This is a genomic window from Bradyrhizobium sp. 14AA (assembly GCF_054185205.1).
Map to the genome: position 1 here is coordinate 22,802 of NZ_JAVAYM010000034.1, position 23,722 is coordinate 46,523.

General features: G+C 64.3%; 18 protein-coding genes and 1 pseudogene. 7 read left to right on the forward strand and 12 right to left on the reverse strand.

Going from position 1 to position 23,722, the window contains the following annotated elements; all coding sequences use genetic code 11:
• Positions 1-86 precede the first annotated feature (86 nt).
• The gene (locus RAD15_RS38890; protein ID WP_458183992.1) at positions 87-1,157 is read left to right on the forward strand and encodes a glycosyltransferase family 4 protein; all 1,071 of its coding nucleotides are present in this window, start codon (positions 87-89) and stop codon (positions 1,155-1,157) included.
• 192 nt (positions 1,158-1,349) lie between these two features.
• On the opposite strand, the gene RAD15_RS38895 is transcribed toward RAD15_RS38890, so the two are convergent.
• From RAD15_RS38895 to RAD15_RS38920, 6 genes and pseudogenes are all read right to left on the reverse strand, one after another.
• On the reverse strand, positions 1,350-3,284 hold the full coding sequence (locus RAD15_RS38895; RefSeq protein ID WP_458183993.1) for an alkyl/aryl-sulfatase: 1,935 nt from the start codon (positions 3,282-3,284) through the stop codon (positions 1,350-1,352).
• 71 nt (positions 3,285-3,355) lie between these two features.
• A complete protein-coding gene (locus RAD15_RS38900; protein ID WP_458183994.1) occupies positions 3,356-4,516 on the reverse strand; it encodes a diguanylate cyclase domain-containing protein in 1,161 nt (386 codons plus the stop codon).
• A 113-nt stretch (positions 4,517-4,629) separates the two neighbouring features.
• Complete coding sequence (locus RAD15_RS38905; RefSeq protein WP_458184027.1) at positions 4,630-5,913, reverse strand: TRAP transporter large permease; 1,284 nt, start codon at positions 5,911-5,913, stop codon at positions 4,630-4,632.
• Positions 5,914-6,153: 240 nt separating this feature from the next.
• Positions 6,154-6,522: pseudogene (locus RAD15_RS38910) on the reverse strand (TRAP transporter small permease); the annotation flags it as partial.
• Positions 6,523-6,758: 236 nt separating this feature from the next.
• Complete coding sequence (locus RAD15_RS38915; protein WP_458183995.1) at positions 6,759-7,772, reverse strand: DctP family TRAP transporter solute-binding subunit; 1,014 nt, start codon at positions 7,770-7,772, stop codon at positions 6,759-6,761.
• 199 nt (positions 7,773-7,971) lie between these two features.
• The gene (locus tag RAD15_RS38920; protein WP_458183996.1) at positions 7,972-8,742 is read right to left on the reverse strand and encodes a methyltransferase domain-containing protein; all 771 of its coding nucleotides are present in this window, start codon (positions 8,740-8,742) and stop codon (positions 7,972-7,974) included.
• A 152-nt stretch (positions 8,743-8,894) separates the two neighbouring features.
• Here RAD15_RS38920 and RAD15_RS38925 point away from each other — a divergent pair, with 152 nt between their 5' ends.
• Entirely contained in the window at positions 8,895-9,638 is a 744-nt protein-coding gene (locus RAD15_RS38925; protein WP_458183997.1) for an SDR family NAD(P)-dependent oxidoreductase, read from the forward strand.
• A gap of 21 nt (positions 9,639-9,659) precedes the next feature.
• Here RAD15_RS38925 and RAD15_RS38930 read toward each other — a convergent pair whose 3' ends face one another.
• The gene (locus RAD15_RS38930; RefSeq protein WP_458183998.1) at positions 9,660-11,513 is read right to left on the reverse strand and encodes a caspase family protein; all 1,854 of its coding nucleotides are present in this window, start codon (positions 11,511-11,513) and stop codon (positions 9,660-9,662) included.
• A 457-nt stretch (positions 11,514-11,970) separates the two neighbouring features.
• Between RAD15_RS38930 and RAD15_RS38935 the strand changes: the two genes are divergently transcribed.
• On the forward strand, positions 11,971-13,698 hold the full coding sequence (locus RAD15_RS38935; RefSeq protein WP_458183999.1) for a SulP family inorganic anion transporter: 1,728 nt from the start codon (positions 11,971-11,973) through the stop codon (positions 13,696-13,698).
• Between the two features lie 69 nt (positions 13,699-13,767).
• Here the strand turns inward: RAD15_RS38935 and RAD15_RS38940 are convergent, their stop codons facing one another.
• A complete protein-coding gene (locus tag RAD15_RS38940) occupies positions 13,768-14,079 on the reverse strand; it encodes a hypothetical protein (protein ID WP_458184000.1) in 312 nt (103 codons plus the stop codon).
• A 170-nt stretch (positions 14,080-14,249) separates the two neighbouring features.
• Here RAD15_RS38940 and RAD15_RS38945 point away from each other — a divergent pair, with 170 nt between their 5' ends.
• Positions 14,250-15,293: a medium chain dehydrogenase/reductase family protein gene (locus RAD15_RS38945; protein WP_458184001.1), complete on the forward strand. Its 1,044-nt coding sequence runs from the start codon at positions 14,250-14,252 to the stop codon at positions 15,291-15,293.
• A 72-nt stretch (positions 15,294-15,365) separates the two neighbouring features.
• Here the strand turns inward: RAD15_RS38945 and RAD15_RS38950 are convergent, their stop codons facing one another.
• Entirely contained in the window at positions 15,366-16,367 is a 1,002-nt protein-coding gene (locus RAD15_RS38950; RefSeq protein WP_458184002.1) for an ABC transporter substrate-binding protein, read from the reverse strand.
• Between the two features lie 285 nt (positions 16,368-16,652).
• Here RAD15_RS38950 and RAD15_RS38955 point away from each other — a divergent pair, with 285 nt between their 5' ends.
• A complete protein-coding gene (locus RAD15_RS38955; protein ID WP_458184003.1) occupies positions 16,653-17,108 on the forward strand; it encodes a hypothetical protein in 456 nt (151 codons plus the stop codon).
• Positions 17,109-17,294: 186 nt separating this feature from the next.
• Here RAD15_RS38955 and cax read toward each other — a convergent pair whose 3' ends face one another.
• Both cax and RAD15_RS38965 read right to left on the reverse strand, forming a co-directional pair.
• A complete protein-coding gene (gene cax / locus RAD15_RS38960) occupies positions 17,295-18,395 on the reverse strand; it encodes a calcium/proton exchanger (protein ID WP_458184004.1) in 1,101 nt (366 codons plus the stop codon).
• A 327-nt stretch (positions 18,396-18,722) separates the two neighbouring features.
• On the reverse strand, positions 18,723-19,784 hold the full coding sequence (locus RAD15_RS38965; RefSeq protein WP_458184005.1) for an isocitrate/isopropylmalate dehydrogenase family protein: 1,062 nt from the start codon (positions 19,782-19,784) through the stop codon (positions 18,723-18,725).
• A 172-nt stretch (positions 19,785-19,956) separates the two neighbouring features.
• Between RAD15_RS38965 and RAD15_RS38970 the strand changes: the two genes are divergently transcribed.
• The gene (locus RAD15_RS38970; RefSeq protein ID WP_458184006.1) at positions 19,957-21,345 is read left to right on the forward strand and encodes an MFS transporter; all 1,389 of its coding nucleotides are present in this window, start codon (positions 19,957-19,959) and stop codon (positions 21,343-21,345) included.
• A gap of 4 nt (positions 21,346-21,349) precedes the next feature.
• Here RAD15_RS38970 and RAD15_RS38975 read toward each other — a convergent pair whose 3' ends face one another.
• A complete protein-coding gene (locus RAD15_RS38975; protein ID WP_458184007.1) occupies positions 21,350-22,969 on the reverse strand; it encodes a B12-binding domain-containing radical SAM protein in 1,620 nt (539 codons plus the stop codon).
• Between the two features lie 303 nt (positions 22,970-23,272).
• Here RAD15_RS38975 and RAD15_RS38980 point away from each other — a divergent pair, with 303 nt between their 5' ends.
• A complete protein-coding gene (locus RAD15_RS38980; RefSeq protein WP_458184008.1) occupies positions 23,273-23,722 on the forward strand; it encodes a (2Fe-2S)-binding protein in 450 nt (149 codons plus the stop codon).

The following is a 23,722-nucleotide window of genomic DNA, read 5'->3' on the forward strand; positions in this document are numbered from 1 at the left end:
AGTGCGGGAACGTTCCCTTGGCTGGCATTGCCGATGCCGTACGCGGGGGCTTTCTACGATCATGATCGCACAAAGGAGATGGTGAGATGCGCATCGCGCAGGTTGCTCCGTTGACGGAGGCTGTTCCACCCAAGCTGTATGGCGGCACCGAGCGGGTGGTGCATTGGTTGACGGAAGAGCTGGTGGCCCTCGGACACGATGTCACGCTGTTCGCCAGCGGCGACTCGCGGACATCGGGCAAGCTCGATGCATTATGGCCGAAGGCGCTCCGCCTCGACGGTTCCGTGCGTGATCCCAATGCCCTGCATATGGTGATGCTGGAGCGGGTGCGGCAGAAATGTGACGACGAGGAGTTCGACTTCCTCCACTTCCACCTGGATTATTATCCATGGTCGCTGTTCTACCGGCAGCCGACGCCGTTCCTGACCACACTGCACGGCCGGCTCGACCTGCCGGAACATCAGCCGGTGTTCAACACCTTCTCGAAGGTCCCCGTCATCTCGATCTCGAACGCGCAGCGGCGGCCGGTGCCGCAGGCGAACTGGGTCACGACGATTCACCACGGCCTGCCGGAGAATCTGCTGACGCCAAAGCCCGCGAAGCAGGAATATCTCGCCGTGCTCGGCCGCATCGCGCCGGAAAAGGGCGTCGACCGCGCCATCAAGATCGCGACCCATTGCGGCATTCCGCTGAAGATCGCGGCCAAGGTCGATCGCGCCGACCAGGACTATTATGACGAGCTGATCCGGCCGATGATCGAGAACAATCCGCTGGTGGAATTCATCGGCGAGATCAGCGACCACGAGAAGTCGGAATTCCTGAGCGGCGCGCTCGGCCTGCTGCTGCCGATCGACTGGCCGGAGCCGTTCGGCCTCGTGATGATCGAAGCCATGGCGTGCGGAACGCCGGTCGTCGCCTTCAACCGCGGCTCGGTGCCCGAGATCATCGACGAGGGCCTCACCGGCTTCGTGGTCGAGGACGTCATCAGCGCGGCCGGAGTCGTCAATCGCCTGCCGCAGCTGAACCGCGCCGCGATCCGCAAGCAGTTCGAGACGCGCTTCACCGCGCGCCGCATGGCGCTGGACTATCTCGCCGCCTATCGCAGCCTCTCCGAGGAACAGGCCCCGCGGATCAAGCTGGTGAGCAGCGCGGAGTAAACTTTCTACACGGTCGCCGGTTAAAGTGCCCTCTCCCCTTGTGGGAGAGGGCTCAAGAACCAAGCAGCATACTCGCTTGGGTGAGGGGTTGCTTCCGCATCGAAGAGCTTTTCCGCGGAGAGAGACCCCTCATCCGGCGCTTTGCGCCACCTTCTCCCACAAGCGGAGAAGGAAAGAGCGAGCCGCGCCGCCCTACCCCACCACCGCCCGCTTCGGCTCGACGATCTCGAACATGCGCGGGAATTCGTCCATCAGTCCCATCAGCTCGGCAAGGCGCATCGGGTTGCCCGACAGCTTGACCTTGCCGGCGGCCACCGCTTCCGGAAAGCTCGTCAGCTTCGCGATCACCTCGTCGAGCGTCGCGCGCGCGAGCGTGAAGCTGGCATCGGCGCCTTCCGCCTGCACGCCCTCGGTATAGGTGAGCGCGGAGTTCTCCAGGTTGAGCACGAAGGTCTCGCCGGTATCCGAAAAGCTCCAGTTCAGCACGATGTGCTTGCCTTCCGCCTTCGGACCGTTGAGGCGAATGCCGAGCACGTCCCAGAGCTGCGAGGTGCGCAGCGCGGCCAGCGTCTCGCGCGGCATCGGCGGGCGCGCCGGCACCTTCGGCATGCCCTGGCGCAATTCCTGCGCGCCGAACAGATAGGCGTTGCGCCAGGTCGCGCTCTCGGCGGCGTAGCCGAGCTGCTCCAGCGTATCCGCCAGCAATGCGCGCGCCGCCGCATTGTCGGGCTCGGCAAAAACAAGATGGCCGAGCGCCTGCGCGACGAAGCGGAATTCCCCCTTGTCGAAATCGGTGCGGGCGCGAGCGAGGATCGCGTCCGCTCCGCCCATGTATTCGACATACTTCTTGCCGGACTCGACCGGCGGCAGCGGATCGAGATTGACCGGGTTGGCGTCGTACCAGCCGAGATATTTCTGGTAGATCGCCTTCACATTGTGTCGGATGTGACCGTAATAGCCGCGGCCGTGCCAGGCACCCTCCAGGCTCTTCGGCAATTGGATCGTCTCGGCGATCTCGGCTGCGGTGAGGCCGTGGTTCATCAGGCGGATGGTCTGGTCGTGGGCGAACTTGTAGAGGTCGCGCTGCTGGCGGATCATCGTGCCGATGCGCTCGCGCCCCCACACCGGCCAGTGATGCTGGCCGCACATCGCTTCCGCCTTACCGTCCCAGAGCTGCAACGCCTCGTTCAGATATTTCGACCACGCCAGCGCGTCGCGCACGTCGGCGCCGCGGAACGGCAGCAGGTTGTGGAAATTGTGCGTGCAGTTCTCGGCGAGATTCAACAGCTTGTAGCGCGGGATGAAGAAATGCATCTCCGCCGGCGCCTCGCTGTTCGGCGCCATCTGGAATTCGAACTCGACGCCGTCGATCACGCGCCTGTCGCCGGTCGCCATGATCAGGTCAGTCGGCCGCAGCAGCGCGACCGAGCCCGCCGCCATCGACTTGCCGAGGCCGCAATCGACCTGCCCGCGCACGCCCTTGGCGAGAAGCGGCCCGAACTGATATTGCGCCCGACGCAACATCGCCGGTCCCGCGATGATGTTCTCGGACACCGCGTGCTCCATGAACAGGTTCGGCGCGATGATCGGCACGCGGCCGGTGGCGAGCGCATCCTCCTCCAGCACGCCGCGCGCGCCGCCCCAATGGTCGGTATGGGTGTGGGTGAAGATGACGGCTGCGACCGGTTTCGGGCCTCGGTGCTTGAAGTAGAGATCGAGCGCAGCCCGCGCCCCCTCGATCGAGGTCAGGGTGTCCACGACGATGACGCCACTGTCGCCCTCGATCAGCGTCATGTTGGCAATGTCGAGCCCGCGCACCTGGTAGACCCCGGGCACGACCTCGAACAATCCGTGCTGCATGTTGAGCCGCGACTGCCGCCACAGGCTCGGATTGACCGTGGGCGGGGCCTGTTCGGCCGCGAGGAAGCCGTAGGGCTTCAGACTCCAGACCGCTCGTCCTTGCGGGTTGGTGATCTCGGCATTCTCGATCGTGCCGAGGAAGCCGCGCGCGGCATCGTCGAAATCCCGCGTGTCGGAAAACGGCAGCGCATTCAGCATCGCCGTCTGCTGCGCAATGACGGACGCCGTTGCGTCCTTTGGCGTGTCGGCTGTTTCGACGTTGTTCATGAGGCTCCTCCCCGGCGAGTCTTGTCTGGGAAGGCATCTAACCGCATCTCGATTGCGGTTCCAACCGCTCCTTACGCGGCCAGCCCCTCGGAAACAGTCTGGCCCGACGCTGCGGCCATATCCGGCATCCGCACCTCCCGCGCAAGCACATAGCCACCGCGGCTCTCCTTGGCCCGATAGAGTGCCCTGTCGGAGCGCGACAACAGCGCTTCCGCGGTGCGGCCGTCATCCGGCGCGACGGCAACGCCGACGCTGACCCCGAGCTCGATCAGCTGTCCCTCGACATCATATGGCGCACTGATCGACTGCACGATGCGCCGGGCGATCGCTTCCGCATCGGCGGCCGCGCGTTGAACCAGGACGAACTCGTCGCCCCCCATCCGCACCACGACATCCTCGGCCGCGGCGAGCGCCTTGAGCCGACCGGCGACCTGCTTGAGCAACGCGTCGCCGACGGGGTGACCGAAGCGGTCGTTCGCTTCCTTGAAGCGGTCGAGATCGAGCGTATGGACGGCAACCATCCCGGCCGCGAGCATGGCGGGCAAGTCGGCCGTCAGCACCGAACGATTGAAGACGCCGGTCATCGGATCGGACCGCGCGAGCCGCTCGAACTGCTGTCTGAGCATGATCTGGCTGACCGAGGCATTGAAGCTCAGCCGCACCATCTCGAAACTCGCGGCGACATACATCACGATGAGAAGCCCGAGACCGACATGACGAAGGTCGGGCTGCATCAAGGTCACGACGGCGGCGGGCGCGGCGATCGCGACGAGATCGATGAATGCCGCGATGGGGCGCAGCGACAGTCGCGCCACCACGCCGGCACCAAATCCGAAGCCGATGCCGATCGCCATCACCGAGCAGACCGCATCGCCCAGCACGATGCTGCGCGCGGCAAAGACACCGAGCACAAAAGCCGTCGTGATGCTGCCGGCGACATAGCACCGCTCCCAGCGCGCGGCCTCGGCCCGACCGAGCTGCGGCGATCGCCCGAGACGACGACGGAATGCAAAAATCTCGAAGAGACGGACAAGGGCCACGACGGCGCCGGCGACCGTCAGGGCAACCGTCGCCATGTCACCGGTTTCATATATCGTGATCGCGCCGACCATGACCTGGCAGGCGCCGGCGAGAATGGTCGGCGTCGCCGTGCCATGAAGCCCGGCGATCACTTCCATATAGACGGCGTCGGAAATCGACGCCCGTCCGGATTCCATTCTGTTGAACAACATGCCAGCCCCACCCGCTGGCATGTTCCTACCGCATATCCGTAAAAATGCGTTCCCCGCACGAGAGCAGCATTTGACCGCGCGGGTTTACCGCGCGTTAGCCATGTTCGCTCTCGCTAATGCATCCCCAGCACCCTTGGCAGCCACAGCGTCAGGTCGGGCCAGTACGTCACGATGACGAGGAAGCCGAGCATGGTGATCAGCCACGGCATCACCGCGACCGCGAGATCGGTGATGCGCATTCGTGCGATCATGGAGGCGACATAGAGGTTCAAGCCGACAGGCGGATGGCAGAGGCCGACCTCCATGTTGACGTCCATCACGATGCCGAAATGGACGAGGTCGATGCCGAGCTTCTTGGCCGCCGGCGCCAGGATCGGCGCCATGATCAGGATGATCGAGTTCGGCTCCATGAAATTGCCGGCGAGCAGCAGCAGGATGTTGACGACCAGCAGGAAGCCGACCCAGCCGAGGTTCTGCGCCGCGATCCAGTCCGCCAGCGTCGCCGGCAAATTCTCGTTGGAGAGCACGAAGGAGAACAGCACCGCGTTGGTGACGATGTAGAGCAGCATCGCGCTGGTGTTGGCGGCGCGCAGCAGCACCCGCGGCACATCGACCATCTTGATCGCCTTGTAGACGAACACCGCGATGACGAAGGAGTAGACCGCGGCCATCGCGGCCGCCTCGGTCGCGGTGAACAGGCCGCTATAGATGCCGCCGATGATGATGACGACCAGCATCAATCCCCAGATGCTCTCGCGGAAGGTGCGGACGGTCTCGCCCCAGCTCGCCTTCGGCAGCCGCGGATAATCGCGTTTTCGTGCAATCCACCAGGTGACGATGCAGAGCATCGTCGTCAGCATGATGCCGGGCAGCAGGCCCGCGACGAACAGCGCGCCGATCGAGGTGTTGGTCGAGACCGCGTAGACGATCTTCGGGATCGACGGCAGCATCAGGATGCCGAGCGAGCCGGCGACCGTGATGATGCCCGCGCCGAAGCGCATGGGGTAGCCGTGCCGTACCATCTCCGGCAGCACGATCGCGCCGATCGCGGCCACCGTCGCGACGCTCGAGCCGCACACCAGCGCGAACATCGCGCAGGCGACGATGCCGGCAAGGCCGAGGCCGCCATGCCAGTGACCGATCAGCGACGTCGCGAAATTGATCATGCGGCGCGCGACGCCGCCATGAGTGAGGAAATTGCCGGCGAGGATGAAGAACGGGATCGCCATGATCTCGAAGCCCTCGATGCCCGTGAACAGCTTCATCGAGACCGCTTCGATCGGCACCGTGGTCAGCGTGAACAGGAACGTCATCACGGTGAGGCCGAGCGCGATCGAGACCGGGATGCCGGTCAGCATCAGCGCGATCAGCAGCGCGAACACGGTCGCGGCGCGCATCCAGTTCGGCAGCACCAGCACGCCGAATTTCTCGGCGAGGCACATGGTGAAGATCAGGATCGGCGCCATGATCAGGATGACGCCGAGCGGCGAGACTTTCCGCGCGGCGGCCTTGGTCGCGGCGCCGGCCGGCTGCGGATGCAGCGCCGGCGAGCCGTCGGCCTGCACGCCCTCGACATGCGCCTCGTCGTGATGCGGCAGATGATCGGTCCAGTAGTAGGACCAGGAGACCTGGAGGAAGCGGAAGCACATCAGGCCCGAGCCGAGCGGGATCGCCAGATAGACGAACCACATCGGCGCTTCGAGGTCGTTGGACTGCTGCCCGGTCTTGAACATCTCGGCGACGAAGGAGGCACCGAAGGCGGCGATCATGCCGGTGAACAGCGCGCCGCAGAGCAGCGAGAACAGGATCACGTGCTTGCGCGAATGTTCGGGCAGGCGGTTGACAAGCAGATCGACGCCGACATGGATGCCGGTGCGCACGCCATAGGCCGCGCCGAACTTGGCCATCCAGATGAACATGTAGATGCAGAGTTCCTGCGCCCAGGACAGGTCCAGCTCGGACAGGAAGGTGAACACGCCCATCGACAGCGTCGCGAGCCAGGTCATCCCGTGCGCGGTCGCCCATCGGGAGAGGACGATCGATTCGCCGGCGCCGTAGCGGTGCACCACGGCAATGAAGATCAAGCCGGTTGCAGCCGCGATGAGCGTCGCGATCAACCACTCTTCGAGATGATTGAGCGCCTGATTGAGCACGCGAAGCAAATCAAAGTCCCCCTATCGATGCGAAACGGCCGGGAGTGCGCACACTCCCGACCGTTGGTATTATCCTCCCGGAAAACGCGTCAGTTCATCTTGACGTCGAGTTCCTTGGCGACGAGATCGAGCACTTCCTGCCCGACCCGGCCCTTGGCCCATTTGTAAGTCGGCTGCATCGCTTCCTGCCACGCCTTGCGATCGGCGTCGGTCAGATAATGCAGATTGGTCTTGCCCGTCTTCTTGATCTCGGCCAGCGCGTCCTCGTTCTCCTGGTGCGCGATCTGGTTGGTGTAGTCGGTCGCCTCCGCCATCGCTTTCTCGAGCTGGGCACGAATGTCCGGCGGCAGGCCGGTCCAGAATTTCGAGTTGACGATGACGGCATATTGCAGGTGCGCGTGATAGGACACGGTGATGTCCTTCTGCACCTCGTAGAACTTCTGCGTCAGGTAGTTCGACGCGGTGTTCTCGCAGCCGTCGACCACGCCGGTCTGCAGTGCCTGGTAGACTTCCGAGAACGCCATGATCTGCGGGATCGAGCCCATCAGACGGAAGTACTGGTCGGCGACCTTCGACCCGGAGATGCGGAACTTCAGCCCCTTGAAATCCTCCGGCTTCGTCAGCGCACGGTTCGAGGACACCATGTGGAAGCCGTTGTCCCAATAGGCGAGCCCGGTGATGCCCTTGGCTTCCAGCTTCTGGAACAGCCACTTGCCGACCGTGCCCTTCATCGCGTTGGAATAGGTCGCATCGTCCTTGAACAGCCAGGGCAGGTCGAGCGCCTCGAATTCCTTGATGCCGAGCGGCGCGAATTTCGCGGTCGAAGGTGCCAGCATCTGCACCGAGCCGAGCTGCAGCGCCTCGATCTCTTCCTTGTCCTTGTAGAGCGAGGAGTTCGGATAGACTTCGATCTTGACCTTACCGTCGGTGTACTTCTCGGCGAGCTCCTTGAATTTCAGCGCGCCCTTGCCCTTCGGGGTGTCGTTGGCGACGACGTGACTGAACTTGACGATGATCGGGCTCTGGGCCTGGGCCGAAACTGGAGCGACGACAGGGGCCAAAGCGAACGCGGCCGCCGCGACCGCGAGAAGCAGTTTGCGCATGAAGCACCTCCCCAATCACCCCTGAAGACCGGGTCTTTTTTATTTTGCAGTCCAGTAGTGGCAGCAATCCGCCACCCGAACAACTAGACCTAAGCCCAATTTGCCGCAGCCAAGCTAACTTGACGGTTGCTGCATGCGCAACCCGGCACCCGCTCCGTTCCCGGGGAGCGAGCGCTTATGCCGCATTGCGGCAGTGCGATCAGACCTTGCGTTGAGCGACCATGAACAGACGCCGGAACGGAAACAGCGTCTGCCCCGCCGCGTTCTTCGGATAGGCCTTTGCAACGCGCATCCCATAGGCGGCTTCGAACGCGGCCTTCTCGTCGCCCTGCAGGATATCGAGATAGCGCGTCAGCCAGGTCCCCTTGGTCCATTCCTTCACGGGATTCTCGCCTTCGAGCACTTGCAGATATTCGGTCTCCCAGATGTCGATATTGGCGGACATCGGAGCAAGAAGATCGTGATAGAAGGCCGGCCCTTCGACCGGCGGCGGCGTGACGAGATGCTCGACCTTGGACCGCCAGGGACCATCCAGCGCGGTCTCGCCGATCAGGACATGCGATGGCGCCAGAAAGTTGCGCGGCATCTGCACCGCAAGCATGCCGCCCGGCTTCACCTTCTCCATCACCGAGGGAAACAGTGCCGCATGATTGGGCAGCCAGTGCAGTGCGGCATTGGAATAGATCAAGTCGTACTGGTTCGCCGGGCGCCAATGGCCGAGATCCTCATGCGACCATTCCACATCCGGCGCCGCCTTGCGGCCCGCGGCAACCATCTCGGCCGAACCCTCGACGCCGGTCACCGCCGCATCCGGCCAGCGCTCCTTGATCAGTTTTGTCACATTGCCAGCGCCGGCCCCGAGGTCGGCGATCTCGCGCGGGCCAAAATCCGGAAGCCGCATCAACAGGTCGACGGCGGGGCGAAGCCGGTGGCCGGAGAACTTCAGATATTGCTGCGGATCCCAGACCATCGGTCAGCCTTTTCTTTTTCGTGTTTCCTTCACTGCAGCTCTTGGTTACCACTGCTCGTCCCGGTCGGGCAATCAACCCGACGGGGACAGGGCAGGAAACGAACAGCACAACGAACACAACAAGCAAGAAGCAATCAAGAGAGCGTGTCGCCATGGACCTCGGGCTCAAATCGAAAACCGCTGTTGTCACCGGAGCCAGCATCGGCATCGGCCGCGCCATCGCCAAGGGCCTCGCCGCCGAAGGCGTGCGCATCGTTGGCGTGGCGCGTCGCACCGATCTGCTCGCCGAGCTGGTGAAGGAGGAAGGCTCCGGGCTGATCACGCCGTTCGCACAGGACGTGATGGAAAAGGACGCGGCGGAGAACATCGCCGCCTTCGCGCTGAAGCAGCTCGGCCATGTCGACATCCTCATCAACAATGCCGGCGGCAGCCGCCCCCTTCCCGTCGATGCGCCCGACAGCAAATGGGACGAGGCGATCGCGCTGAATTTCACCAGCTACCGCCGCATCGCGCATGCGCTGCTGCCGCAGATGATCGAACGCAAATGGGGCCGCATCGTCAACATCACCGGCAAGTCCGAGCCCGAAGGATTGAACGCCGCCTTTGCCGCGAAAGCCGCGGTGCATGCCTGGGCGAAGGGCCTGTCGCGCGAGATCGGCGAGCACGGCATCACCATCAACTGCATCCCGCCCGGCCGCATCATGAGCGAGCAGATCCGCCGCAACTACCCGCCGGATTATCGCGAGCGCTTCGCCGAGGAAGAGATCCCGGTCGGCTATTGGGGCGAGCCGGAGGACCTCGCCGCGCTCGCGGTGTTTTTGGCTTCGCCCGTGGCGCGGTACATCACGGGGACGGTGATCCCGGTGGATGGGGGACTGCGGCGGTATCAGTTTTAGGCGCGCAGCGCCCTCCCCGCCTCAGTTGCACACCTCGCGTGTGCGTCCGTTGATCCCGGCCGCGTTGCCGATGCCGGCGGAGGTATCCGCGACGAGCCTGCACCCGCGACCGACGGGACGGCAGCCGGCCTGATTGCAGATCATCTGGCCCGATGATTGCTGCTTGGCGGGCGCCGCCTCGTCGCTCTTGCGCTCGGCATCGCGCGCCCTGGACTGCTCGCGGCTTGCGGTGGGCTTCTTGTCCCGAACCTTCTCGCATTCGTTGTCGTCACTGACGCGGTAGCCGGCACGGCAGGTGATCTTGACGCAACTATCGCCGTCGGCCCTGAAACCATGGTCGCAGACCAGAGGACAAACCCGGCCCGGCTTGGCCTTGATGGCGTCCAGCGCGTCGGAGCTGGCGACGTTCACGTCGAGCTTCGTGCCCGCGTACTTATTGAGCATCGAGAGCGAGCGCTGCGAGGACACCTTCCAGTCGCCGTCGGCGGGAGCAGACAGGCATCCGACGCGCCGCAATTCCGACTGCACCGCCTTCGCTGTCTCTTGCGGTGACGCGTTCGTCTGCAATGACGTCGGCGCAACAGCGGCGACCTTCAGCTCGCCGCCGTCCAGCGCCTTCTTCGCAGCCACCTCCCTGGCAGCCGTTTCGGCAGCGGCCTTCTCATTGGCGAGCTTGTCGGCCAGCGCCTTCTCCGCGGCCGCCTTGTCGGCCATGGCCTTTGCCACCGCGGCTTCCGCCTCCTTGCGACGTTGCTCTGCCGCAGCAGCCCTCGCCTCCTCGATCTGCTTGGCTTTTTCCGCGGCGATCCGCGCATCCTCCGCGGCCTTCGCAGCGGCGGCGGCCTTGTCTTGCTCGGCCTTCTGCGCCCGATCGGCCGAGAGCCGAACCTTCTCCTCCTCGGCCAGACGCGCCTTCTCCGCGGCCGCCGCGCGCGTCTCTTCGGCCGCGATCCGATTGAGCTGGCCCTTGGCGAGGCTGGCGTAGAATCCTTCGGGATATTCGGCCAGGAACGCGGCCCAGACTTCCCTGGTGGCAATCTGGAGCGCCAGCTCATAGTCGCGGCGGACGGCATCCTGCGGGCTTGCCTGCGGCGCGGTGACGACGGGCTTCGCCGCGACCAGCGGCAAATCATCTCCGCCGAGGGAGCCGTAGACATAAGGCTCCTGCTTGTAGCCGGTGGTCTTGAGCACGTCGTCGCGGACGAAGCCAAACGCCTTGCGCAGATCGAGGCCGGGTGTCGGCAGCCGCTCGACGAGGGCCGCGGCAAACGGGCTATTCCTGGAGTCGCCATCGGAGGCCGTCGAGCCTGCCTTTGCCGCATAAGCGATCATCGTGTTCGGGCTGGTCGGCTCGACCTTGGCAAGGCCGCGTCCGATCGCCCGCGCCGCCACTGTTCGCTTCATGGTCTTGGCGAAGGGATTGTCGCGGCACGCGTCCAGGATGATGAGCCGGAGCTGCTTCGCCGGCTCGACCGCGAACAGCGCACGGTCGAGCCCCACGGTCTCGTCGAGCACGTCACTGTCGGTCTCCAGCGCCGCGTCGACGGGAATCAGGTAGTTCGTCCCGTCCAGCTCGATGCCGTGCCCCGCGTAGTAGATGACGGCAATCTCGGCGTCTCGCGCCCGCCCACCGAATTCACGCAGCGCCCTGCGCATCTCGGCGGCATTGAGATCGGTCCTGGTGTCGATCCAGTCGAACCCGGCCTTCTTGAACATGCCACCGACCAGGACGGCATCGTTTGCCGGGTTGGCGAGCTTCGCCACGCTCTTGTAGGCGGAATTGCCGATTACAAGCGCGACCCGGCGCTCGGCATGGGCCGAGCCGCAACCAAGCCAGATGAAAATGACCAATGAAAACCAGCGAAAAGCGCCCATTGCAGCCCCGAATATATGTGCGCAGCCTATGCGGAGCCTGACGAAAGGCAAGCATCGGTTCTGTGATGTTTGTCACATTTGGCGATGGCGGCTGTCGCGCGGTCGCCGGGATTAGAGACCGGATTGGCGACGCCCTGCCCGCGATATCAGCGCTTGGCCGTGCGGCCTGCGCCATGGCGGCGCGATTGCTGCGTTGCCGAAGAGTGGAAGCTTCGACGACGTTGATTTGCGTCAAGGGTCGGTCGGGCGGTTTCGAAATCCTAGCGCGTTATCGGCGATGGGCGCCGCATGGGAGCGCGCACGCGGCTGCTCGCTTTTATCCGGCTTCCGGGTTTGTCGGCGATTGAGCTGCTGGATCGGGATCCGTGCAGGCGAGATTTGCGAAGGCGGGTCCATGATGACGTCCTAACCTTCGCCGTCACGATCCGCATGGCGACCGGCCTTTGGAGTGAGCGCGGTGAGCGGCTGGACGCGTTGGGTGCCCGGGATCGATACGCTTCGGCACTACGAAGCTGATTGGCTTCGGCATGATGTATTCGCGGGTCTCGTGCTGGCGACCATGCTGGTCCCGGTCGGAATTGCCTATGCGGTGGCGTCGGGCTTGCCGGGCATCCACGGCCTGTACGCAACCATTGTCCCTCTTCTCGCCTACGCGATATTCGGCCCGAGCCGCATCATCGTCCTCGGACCAGACTCGGCGCTGGCAGCCGTCATCCTCGGCGTTATTGTCCCGTTGTCCGGCGGCGACCCCGTCCGCGCCGCAATGCTTGCCGCGATGATGGCGCTCGTTTCAGGAAGCGTGCTCATCGTGGCGGGCATCGCACGGTTGGGGTTTGTGACCGAGCTCCTCTCCAAGCCGATACGCTACGGCTACATGAACGGGATCGCATTGACCGTCTTGATCAGCCAGTTGCCAAAGCTGCTCGGCTTCTCGATCGAAAGCGAAGGACCGCTGAGAGACCTGTGGGCGATCGCCAGTGGGATCGCCGACGGCAAGCTGAATTGGGTCGCATTCGCAGTCGGACTTGGCACGTTGATGGTCATCCTGCTGCTCAAGGACAACAAACGGCTGCCGGGAATCCTGATTGCCGTCGTCGGAGCGACCCTTGTCGTTGCAGCACTTGATCTCGGAACTGGTCATGGCGTGAAGGTTTTGGGGCCGCTTCCTCAAGGTCTGCCGGTCTTCTCCATTCCCTGGATCGGCTACGGCGATCTGGTTTCGGTGCTGGCTGGCGGCTGCGCCATCGCTCTGGTCTCTTTCGCCGACACCAGCGTGTTATCGCGAACCTACGCTGCCCGATTGGGCGACAAGGTCGATCCGAACCAGGAGATGGTGGGTCTCGGCGCGGCCAATTTGGCAACCGGTTTTTTTCAAGGCTTCCCGATCAGCAGCAGCGCCTCGCGTACGCCCGTTGCCGAGGCTGCCGGCGCGCGCACCCAGCTGACGAGCGTCGTCGGCGCGCTTGCTATCGCCCTCCTTCTGATGGTTGCGCCAAATCTCTTGCAGCACCTGCCGAATGCCGCGTTGGCGGCGGTGGTCATCGCAGCTGCGATCGGCCTGATCGAGATTGGCGATCTCAAACGAATCTACCGGATCCAGCGCTGGGAGTTCTGGTTGACGGTGCTGTGCTTCGTGGGCGTCGCCGTGCTCGGCGCGATTCCGGGAATCGGCCTCGCCATCGCGGTGGCCATCGCGGAATTCCTGTGGGACGGCTGGCGTCCGCACTCCGCCGTTCTGGGGCGAGCGCACGGCGTCAAGGGCTATCACGACATCACAAGATATCCCGATGCCCGCCTGATTCCCGGACTGGTGCTGTTCCGCTGGGATGCGCCTTTGTTCTTCGCCAATGCCGAGTTCTTCAAGGAGCGAATTCTGGCCGCGGTCGCAAAATCGCCAACGCCTGTACGCTGGCTGGTCGTCGCGGCAGAACCGGTCACGAGCGTGGACGTCACCGCTTGCGACACCGTTGCCGAACTGGACGAGGCGCTGCACGCCAGCGGCATTGAACTTTGCTTTGCCGAGCTCAAGGATCCGGTGAAGGACAAGCTGAAGCGATTTGGCTTGTACGCTCAGGTCGGCGAGGCCCACTTCTTTCCGACCATCGGCTCAGCCGTCTCGAGCTACCTGGAAATCAACGACGTCGAATGGGAGGACTGGGAGGATCGTCACGAGGTTGGTTCGTAGGATGTGGAGAGCGCAGCAGCAAGAGACCGCCCGAAGGCGGTCTCGCACGCGGGGAGAGAAGGCGCTCCGTCAAAGATCAACTTGGATGGCAACGTTGGAGCGCACCCAATCCGATTGCCCAGCCTTCAGCCGCTTGGCTTGAAATTCAACGAAAGCCGGATCGGCGCCGAGCGATGCCAGGGAGCGCCCATAAGCTTCCACGCTATCGAAGCGAGCGACGAAGGCGTAGTTCCCGATCTCGCCGCCGATCACCGACCAGTAGGTGACATCGGCCCCGTGTTTCCTCCACAGTGTCGCGCCGTCTTTTGCCAGTTGTAGGACGGTCGCAAGATCGCTACCGGGTCTTGGATGCGAAACGAACTGCATAATGACTGCAGGCATATTCCCCTCCAATGAGAAATGATGGCGCCAAACGACCCGGCTGGTCATTTGGCCCGAGGAGAATTCCAACCAGTGCACGCTCAAGCTTGATCTGGATCAATTCCATTTTCTCGGCCTGCCGGCAGTCTGCCGCCTTGCGCTGAAATTGCGGCATTGCATGGAGATCGCCCATGATGGAGCAGCGCAATCGCGTCGTTCAGGTCAGCCGCTTCGGTGATCCCGAGACACTGGAGGTTGTCGACGCGCACCTGCCGACCGCTGGCCGGGGCGAGGTGCGCGTTCGCGTCCTCGCGTCGAGCCTCAACTACACCGAGGTGCTGATCAGGCGCCATCTATACCCGCAAACGATGCGCCTCCGGCCGCCGTTCGTGATGGGCTACGACGTGGTGGGAGCAATCGATCAGCTCGGCGAAGGCGTGCACGACTTTCAGATCGGCGACCGCGTGGCCGACATGACGGTGGTCGGGTCAAACGCCGAGTATCGCACGCTTCGGGCCAACGACCTGACCCGCGTGCCGGTGGGCGTGGACGCCGCTGAAGCGGCCGCGCTGATCTTGAGCTGGACGACCGCCTACCAGCTTCTGCACCGCGCGGCCCAGGTCCAGCGAGGCCAGCGCGTGCTCGTGCATGGGGCGGCCGGCGCGGTCGGCCAGGCGCTGCTCGTGCTCGGGAGACTGGCCGGGCTCGAGCTGTGGGGCACTGTACGCAGCGAACACATGGCGCTCGTCCAAGACCTGGGGGCAGCGCCGATCGACTACCAGCACGAGGACTTCACGCGGATTCTGCCGGGCGGGTTCGACGTCATCGTCGACGGCGTTGGCGAAGACGGCTACCGCCGCTCATATGCGGCGCTCAAGCCAGGTGGCCTGCTCTGTGCCATCGGCTTCTCGGCGAGCGTGCAGGCACAGCGTCGAATGCTTCCTATCGTGATGGAGATCGCGCGCCTGTACTTGTGGAGATTGTTGCCCGGCGGCAAGCGTGCCCGCTTTTACTCGGTCAATGCCATGCGGGCGCGACACCCCGCCTGGTTCAAGGAGGACCTGGAGCAACTATTCGAGCTTCTGGCAAGTGGTGCCATCCGGCCGCGCATCGCCGAGCGGATCTCTTTCGAGGAGGTCGCCGATGCTCACCGTCGCCTCGAGGCCGGCGGTCTTGAGGGCAAGCTCGTGCTTTGCCCGGATCTCTCCTCGCGACGCAGCCAGCGCGCCGCCTGACGCGGAGCGACGGCACGATACAACCGCGTCCCGGCTCATGAACGCGAAGGAAGATCGCAGCACGTGGGCTGCTTATTCGATCACTTCGTCAGCGACCAGGAGAAAGTCTCGACCAACCGACAAGCCAAGCGTCCTGGCGGTTCCAAGGTTCATGACCAGCTCGAACTTGGTTGGCTGCTGTATCGGCAATTCGGCCGGCTTTGCGCCTCTGAGAATTCTGGCCAGATAGCTGGCGGTGGCACGCGACAGGTCGGGCAGGTTGACGCCGTAGGAGACCAGGCCTCCGAGATCCACTCCCTCTCTGGCGGCGTAGATCGCCGGCAGACGATTCTTCTCGGCAAATGACACAATCCGCGCGTACTGGCTGTACAGCATCGGACTGGGAAACAGCACGAGACCATCAGCCCGCGCTTTGGCCAGATCCGCGAATGCGCCTTCGAGATCGGCAGGACTATCCGCAGGCACAAGTTGAAGGTTAACCCCGAGAGATTGAGCGGCACTCCCGATCTCGTTCAGCATCCCCTTCATCGTGCGCTCACCGTATGCCCGGGGGTGCCACAGGACGACAACGCGCGAAAGACCGGGGACGATCACCTTGAGCAATTGAAGCCGTTTGGACACCAGCTCCGGGCCGAGAAACGTCGTCCCGGTCACATTGCCGCCCGGCCGCGCCAGGCTGGAAGCGAGTTCGTCCTCAACGGGGTCGGCCATGCCTATGCCGACAATAGGAACGGTGGAAGTCGCATTCCTGGCGGCGCGGACAGCTGGTGTAGCCAAGGCAACGATTGCGTCGACCCGTTGCGTCACGAATTCCCGCGCAAGTTCGCTGAGCTTGTCGGCATCGCCGTCCGCGAACTTGCGGTGAAATGCGACATCCTTCCCTTCGGCATAGCCGAGCTCACGCAATGCCGGCACGAACGCATCGAGAGTCTTCAGACTTGCGTCGGATTTGTCGCCACTGCCGAGTGAAAGCACACCGATCTGGCGAAGCCTGGTCGATTGCTGGGCATGAGCTGCGAACGGCCACGTGGCAGCCACACCCCCAATGAGAGTAATGAACCTGCGCCGTTTCATGGGGCCCTCGGCCAAGCACGAACCATCGTACAGACAAAAGGCGACGCCATGGAAGTGCAATCGGGCCGGTGAAAACCTGCTTCGGGTCCAGTGCCGGCACGACCGCTGAGCCGAAGAAAGCCGCTTTCGCCTCTGAAGACCGGCTTGTGCCGGCCGGGCGCGGCGCGCCCCGCGGGCGCCGCTCAAACGCTTGATCTAGATCAAGCTCGCCACGGGAGCGCCACACCGGAATAGGCCCGATGGCCGCGCAGAATGCGCCGCCCATAGCCAAGGAGATGATCGATCATGACCTCCTCGTATCCCCTGCGTACCCCCATTCTCGCTGCAGCCGGCGCCCTGCTGCTCGGTGCGGGCGCCCAGGCCGGGCCGCTCCCGACCCATCTTTCGACAATGAAATCGATGGTCGATCAGACCACGACGGAAGTGCGCTGGGGCGGCGGCTGGCGTGGCGGCGGCTACGGCTATCGCGGCGTCGGATGGGGTTACCGCGGCGGTTACGGATATCGCGGAGGCTGGGGCTATCGCGGCTACGGTTATCGCGGCCTCGGATATGGCGTGGCCGGCGCCGTCGTCGGCGGTGCGATCGCGCGAAGCGCCTATTATGGAAGCTATGGCGGTTATCCCGCCTACGGCTATGGCTACCCGGCAGCGTCGTATTACGGTTATGGCGGCAACTACGGTTACGGTTACGGCTATGGCGGCGACGATTGCGCGCCCTCCGGCAGCTACTGGGCCTACTAGAGCATGATCCGGAAAAGTGTGAAGCGGTTTTCCGAAAAGATCATGCTCAAACAAAGAGCTAAAGCGCGATGACGATTCTACCCAATCTCACCGCGCTTTAGCGGAAAAATATTCGCGTCTGCGGAGGACGGCTTGCCACGGGCCGCCGTTCTCCGCCAATTCGCAGCGCCCGTGCGCGACGGCCCTTCATCCCTGGCCCGCCGGCGGGACGACATACAGCGTCAGCGCAAACACCGCATAGATGAAGATCATCAGCGCGCCGACGAACCATGCCGAGCGTCCGCTCGAGGTGATGAAGGCCGACGTGACCGTTGCGATCATCATCATGGTGACGGCACCCGGCCAGAACTGCAGGTCCATCGGCTTCGGCCCCACGACGTAGCTGAGCAGCACCAGCGCTGGCGCAACGAACAGCGCGATCTGCGAGGCGCTGCCGAGCGCGATGCTGACGACCATGTCGAGCCGGTTCTTGCGCGCCGCGGTGAACGCAACCGCAAATTCGGCGGCGGCCCCGACCAGCGAAACGATGATGAAGCCGACAAAGGCCGGGCTCATCCCGAACGTTTCCGCCGCCTTCTGCACCGATTCCACGAAGATCTCGCTGACCAGCGCGACCAGCACGGTGACGACCAGCAGCGTCCCGACGGCTATTCCGATCGGCAAATGCGCCTCCTCGCCCTCGCCGTGATCGGCGCTTGCGAACAATTCCTTGTGTGTCCCGAGCGAGAACAACAGGCCGAGCCCGTAAGCGGCGATGAGCAGGATGGAAATGCCGAGGCTGAGCTTGTTCAGGATGCCCCCACCCTGCGGCAGGTGCTCGAGATCGGCGACCGTCGACGGCGCAAGCAGGGCGACGGTTGCCATCAGCAACAGGCCGGACGAGAGGCGCGCGCCGGCGCGGTTATACTCCTGCACGTGGTAGCGCAGGCCGCCGAGCAGCAGGCAGGCCCCTAACATGAACACCGCGTTGGTGACGATCGCGCCGGCAATCGAGGCCTTCACCAGCATGTACTGGCCTGCGCGCAGCGCCGCGATGGCGATGATCAGCTCCGTCAGGTTGCCGAGGGTGGCATTGAGCAGTCCGCCCACGGCATCGCCGGTCTTCGCGGCGACCGCTTCGGTAGCATGGCTGAGCAGTGCCGCCAGCGGAACGATCGCAAGCACCGACAGCACGAACAGCAGCGTGTGGGAATGCGGAGCAACCGCCTCGGCCACCAGCACGATGGGCACGAAGGCCAGCATCCAGAGCAAAGGGGTATTCCGGATTTCCCTGAGCAGAGTTTGCATGTCGGCCGCCCTTTCCATCGATGCGCTGATGGAAGGGTCCGGTGGGCCCGCGGGGGGAGTGTTGATCTGGCTCAACGCCGGCCGGGGAAGACGCGCCGACGTATGGCATGAAGCCGACGGCGCGCATGATGAGAACGCGCCATGGCTCAGCCCCCGATCGCGGCCAGCATCGCATTTTGCCAGTGTTTTGCCCGACGGGTCAACGTGATCGCAGCTGTCGTCACGACGCGTCGCGAAAACCCCTTATCGATCAATGGGCGTTCTACTGTGCATGGGGTTGTTTTCGAGTTTTGTCTTGAACGCCGATCGACGACGCGAAGAAACCCCTCACGCCGCCTGCAGGATCTCCGCGATCGCCGCCCCCGCCGCGATCGTGCCGAGCTTGCCGCCGACGTCGCGGGTCGCCCTACCCTCGCCGACCGCTTTCGCCACCGCCGCCTCGATCGCACGCGCGGCTTCCTCGTACTGCACGGCGCCGCTCGTCTCGCCGTGCCGGGCCAGCAGCAAGGCCGTCGACAGGATCAGCGAGATCGGGTTGGCGACGTCCTGGCCTGCGATGTCGGGCGCCGAGCCGTGCGCGGCCTGCGCCATGGCGTAGCGGTCGCCGACATTGAGCGAGCCGCCGAGGCCGAGGCTGCCTGAAAGCTCCGCCGTGAGGTCGGACAGGATGTCGCCGAACATGTTGGTCGAGACGATGACGTCGAAGCGATCGGGGTTGCGCACCACATGCGCCATCATGGCGTCGACCAGGATGTCGTCGATCGCGAGGCCGGGATAGGCCCTCGCCGCCTCGCGGCAGATGTCGAGGAACATGCCGTCGCCGATCTTGAGCACATTGGCCTTGTGCACGATGGTCAGATGCCTGCGCCGCTTCATCGCGAGACGGCACGCGGCGTGCGCGATGCGCTCGCAGCACAGGCGCGTGATCCGGCGCAGCGAGATCACGACGTCTGATGTGACCAGCATCTCGCCGTTGCCCTGCTCCATGTTGCGGTCGGCGTAAAACCCTTCGGTGTTCTCGCGCACCACGACGAGATCGAAATCACCGATGCGGCCGGGCCGGCCCGCATAGGTGCGCGCAGGCCTGACATTGGCGTAGAGGTCGAGGTTCTTGCGGAAGTGGCGCGACGGGTTGATCTCGCCATGCGCCTCGTCCTTGAAGTCGAAGGTCGCGGTCGGCCCGAGGATCAGGCCGTCGGCGGCGCGGACGATGTCGAGCAGCTCGGGACGCACCGTCGTGCCGAACTGTTTCAGGCTCGCATGCCCTACCGCATACTCCTCGAGGCGCAGATTGAGCTGGAAGCGCTCGGACGCCGCGCGCAGCACACCCGATGTCGCGGTCGTGATCTCCGGTCCGATGCCGTCACCCGGCAGAACGACGATATGCATGGCGTTTCCCCAAGATTGCAGCAGCCGGCGCGATCATACGCCAGCGCGCGGGCTGATCGCCCAGCCTTCGCGCATACACAGCATGCAAGCGTATGTCTGTGGAAGACGGCCCGGCCGTAGTACATGCCGAAAGTCCTCTTTAGCCACGCCGCCGGAGCAACGCGCTAACGCAATGACAATCACGTTACCTGCCGCCGCGCGCGAGCCTGACCACACCTTGTCCGACGGACTTCCGGCCACGCAGCGGCGCTGGGCGATCGCCGCGATCTTCACCGCGCTGGCGATGGCCTCGCTCGACACCGCGATCGCCAACATCGCCCTGCCCGCCATTGCCGCCGACCTGCATGTCACGCCGGAGCAGTCGGTCTGGGTGGTCAATGTCTACCAGATCGCGCTGGTGGCGACGCTGCTGCCGCTTGGCGCGCTCGGCGAGATCGTCGGGCACCAGCGCATCTATCTCGGCGGCCTCATCCTGTTCACCATCGCCTCGCTGTTCTGTGCGGTGGCGTGGTCGCTGGAGAGCCTGCTCATTGCGCGCACGCTGCAAGGCCTGGGCGCCAGCGGCATCATGAGCGTCAACACCGCGCTGGTGCGCTTCGTCTATCCCGGCCGGATGCTCGGCCGCGGTTTTGGTCACAACGCGCTTGTTGTCGCAACGGCCTTCACCTTCGGCCCCTCGATCGCATCGGCCATCCTGGCGGTCGGCCCGTGGCCCTGGCTGTTCGCCGTCAACATTCCCTTCGGCCTGGTCGCGATCGGCATCGGCTTTGCGATGCTGCCGAAGACGCCGCGCGCCGATCACGGGTTCGACTTTCTCGGCGCGATCCTCGCGGCCGCCTGCCTCGGCCTGTTCATCACCGGCATCGGCAGCGCCGCGCACAATCTGTCGCCGGTCGTCGTCGGCATCGAGCTGGTCGCGGCTCTCGCGCTCGGCTTCATCCTGACGCGCCGCCACGCCGACCATCCGGCGCCGATGCTGCCGATCGATTTGTTCAGCCGGCCGATGTTCGCACTGTCGGCGGCGACCGCGGTGTGCTCCTTCGCCGTGCAGGGCCTCGCCTTCGTCTCGCTGCCGTTCTATTTCGAGGACGTGCTGGGACGCTCGCAGGTCGAGACCGGCTTCTTCATGACGCCGTGGCCGCTGGTGGTCGGCATCATGGCGCCGATCGCGGGGCGCCTCTCCGACCGCCACAAGGTCGGCCTGCTCGGCGGCATCGGCCTCGTGCTGCTCGGCCTCGGCATGGCGCTGCTCGCGATGCTTCCGGCCAATCCCGCCATCCCCGACATCATCTGGCGGATGGTGATCTGCGGCATGGGCTTCGGCTTCTTCCAGGCGCCCAACATGAAGGCGGTGATGTCGAGCGCGCCGCCGCATCGCAGCGGCAGCGCCTCGGGCATCGTTGCCACTGCGCGCCTGACCGGACAGACCACCGGCGCCGCGCTCGCCGCAGCCTGCTTCGCGCTCGCAGGGCACGACGGCGCGACATTGGCGCTGGCGCTCGGCGCGGGCTTTGCCGCGCTCGGCAGCGTGATGAGCTTCCTGCGGCTGGCGGTGAAGTAGATCCTCAAGCCAGGTGTCGCGCCGCGGTTGCGTCGATTGTCGCCGCCGGGACGACCGCTTCGTCGTCGAGCGCAGCGAGGCGGCTATCGATGGCAGCGATGACCTTGCGCGAGAACGGGCCGAGATGCGCATAGGCGGCGATCATCTGCACCGCGATCCGCGCCGATGACGTATCGCGCTTGGCGCAATTCATGAACGTTTGCCAGAGCGGTCCGCGCGCCTCGGGAAGGGCCGTGACGACACGGTGCACGGTCTCCATCGCGCCGACCTTGGCGCGGATATCGCCTTCCGCGAGCTCATGGCGCTGCCTGGAACGGTCGAGCAGCGTCATCAGGCGGTCGACACGCCTCGCATACGCCGCCGGGCTGTAGATGTGCTCCAGAACCCGCTTGTAGTCCGTGAGGATGTCGCGCAACGGACGGACCGGATCGAAGTTGATCCCGGCCGTGCACTGATCGGCACCGATGGTCGGCGCCAGATCGTGGCCCGGATGCAGCCGGCCTTCGCGCTCGAGGCGGCGCGTGAGCTGCGTGTTCGGCAACGCATAGAGCAGGCCGACCATGGAGACCGGGATCGCGGCCTCCTCGATGAAATCGATCATCGCTTCGGCCATCGAGACCTTCTCGTTGTCGAAGCCGACGATGAAGCCCGCGGTGACCAGCATGCCGGCGGCGTAGATCTTGTGGATGCTCTCGGCAATGTTGCGCCGCGTGTTCTGCTTCTTGCGCATCGCGACCAGCGTCGCAGGATCCGGACTCTCGATGCCGACGAAGATGCCGAAGAAATTTGCGGCGCCCATCAGCTCGAGCAGTTCCGGATCGTCGGCGAGATTGACCGAAGCCTCGGTCGACAATTCGAAGGGATAATTGTGAGCCCGCTGCCATTCGGCGAGCCGGGGCAGGAATTGCCGCAGCGACTTCTTGTTGCCGATGAAATTGTCGTCGACGAAGTCGAGATGCCCGCGATAGCCCATCTTGTAGAGCGTCTCGAGCTCGACGAACATCTGCTCGATCGTCTTGGTCCTGGGCACGCGGCCGTAGAGCTCGATGATGTCGCAGAACTCGCAGGTGAACGGGCAGCCGCGCGAATACTGCACACCGAGATAGAGATAGTCTTCGAACTTCAGCAGGTCGAAACGCGGCACCGGCGTCCTGGTGACGTCGGCCTGGAATTTCGGGGCGGTGAAGACGCCGGAGCGTGCGCCGCTGTCCCAGGCTGCAATGAATTCGTCGATGACGCTCTCGGCCTCGCCCAGCACCCGGAAGTCGGCCCTCTCGTAGAGGTGGGGGCTGGAGGTGGCATCTGGACCGCCGACCACAACGGGTTTGCCGGCCGCGCGGCATTGTTCGATCAGGCTCAGTGTGTCGGCCTGCTGCGGTAGCATCCCCCCCGTGAAGACGACATCCGCCCAGGCGAGATCCTCCTCATCGAAAGGCTGCGTGTTGCAGTCGATCAGCCGCACCGTCCAGCTCTCGGGCAACATTGCGGCGACGGTGATCAGGCCCAGCGGAGCGGCAGGCCGCCGGACGCCCATCAATTTGCACGACTCGCCGAAACTCCAGAACGACTCCGCGCTGAAGAGCGGATAGAGCATCAGCACGCGGCAGGGGCTTGGCACGATCATGGAACTCCTTCTGGTTCGGCCGCAGTGTACCAAAGCATCGTCGTCTTGCACCCCAGCAAAAGGGACAAACTGTCGCTAGTCGGAACTCCCGGAATGCGGGGCGTCGTTCCAGGCCGCCTATTGGCGCCGGGAGAGGACCGGCCGCCCAGGCCGTGGCGGCAACACCGCTCGCTCCATTATCTTCCCACACCCACAAAAGTCTTTGGCCCAGACCCCTCAGACTATTGATTTGAACAGTTCCAATTTGCCGGACACATTGCGCCCCTGAGTCCAATCGGTGGATGGACCAATCAGGGGACTGCGATGGCAAACCTAACAATCAACGGAAAAACCTTCACCCTCGACGTTGAGCCGGATACGCCGCTGCTCTGGGCGATTCGGGAGAATGCCGGCCTAACCGGCACAAAATATGGCTGCGGCATTGCACAATGCGGCGCCTGCACCGTTCATATCGACGGTGTCGCCACCCGCTCCTGCGGCGTTTCGGTCAGCGAGGCCGCGGGCAAGAAGATCACCACCATCGAGGGGCTCGGCTCCGCCAATACGCTGCACAAGGTGCAGGAGGCCTGGATCGCCCAGGACGTTCCGCAATGCGGCTATTGCCAGAGCGGCATGATCATGGCGGTGGCGGCGCTGCTGAACGAGAAGCCGAAGCCGACCGACGCCGATATCGACGAGGCCATCACAAATATCTGCCGCTGCGGCACCTTCCAGCAGGTGCGCGAAGCGATCCACACGATCGCAAGCGCGTAA